The sequence below is a fragment of the Stutzerimonas sp. LR2 genome, from assembly GCF_055755175.1.
The window spans coordinates 1-577 of record NZ_JBVTRR010000098.1 but is presented as its reverse complement, the minus strand read 5'-3'; the positions used below and the strand labels follow the sequence as shown (position 1 = coordinate 577).

General features: G+C 49.2%; 1 protein-coding gene. It reads left to right on the top strand.

The genetic code is table 11. From position 1 onward, the window contains the following. Window positions 1-125: 125 nt before the first annotated feature. A complete protein-coding gene (locus ACVRRC_RS22250) occupies window positions 126-527 on the top strand; it encodes a hypothetical protein (protein ID WP_042847392.1) in 402 nt (133 codons plus the stop codon). The last annotated feature ends 50 nt before the right edge of the window (window positions 528-577 follow it).

Genomic DNA, 577 nt, shown 5'->3' with positions numbered 1-577 from the left:
AAAAACGCCTTTTCTCCTGAATTATGGACCTCTTTATACGGGCCATTCACATGCCGTGGGGGTGTGAGATTGTGCTGATAATCTGCGCCTAAAGCGGTATAGGGCGCATCCAACGAGGGTATCCGATGAAATCTAAAATCCTGGCGCTGGTGGGGGCGCTAATCATTTTAACCGGCAGCGCATTTGCTGCGCCACAGTTTGACCCAAACACGGTCTACGCCGGGAAGGCTGGGCAGGCAACCAAAGAATCAGTGCAGCAAGCCGAGCCTGGTGAAAAGGGCAGTATTACGGTTCTGCGGCTGAACAGCTACGCGCACCTGGGTGAGTTTAACATTCCAGAAGGCACGCCAAAAGCAAGCGTAGAGCGATTCAACAATAAGGTCTATGTACTGTCCGAAAAGCCAGACAAGCGCCTGGCTGGATTGTGGATCGGCCGTGACGCTAATGGCAGAGAAGGTCTTTGCGGTTACATCAACAACAGCATGCGCATTCAAAAATGTTATTTTATTTTTTATAGAGAAAAGTGACATCACGCCCCTCTTGGGGCGGTTTATGAATAGAAAAACAGTTACTTATA

Excerpts from the sequence above, each read along its gene's own strand:
- ACVRRC_RS22250 (WP_042847392.1), top strand. The coding sequence starts at position 126 with ATGAAATCTAAAATCCTGGCGCTGGTGGGGGCGCTAATCATTTTAACC.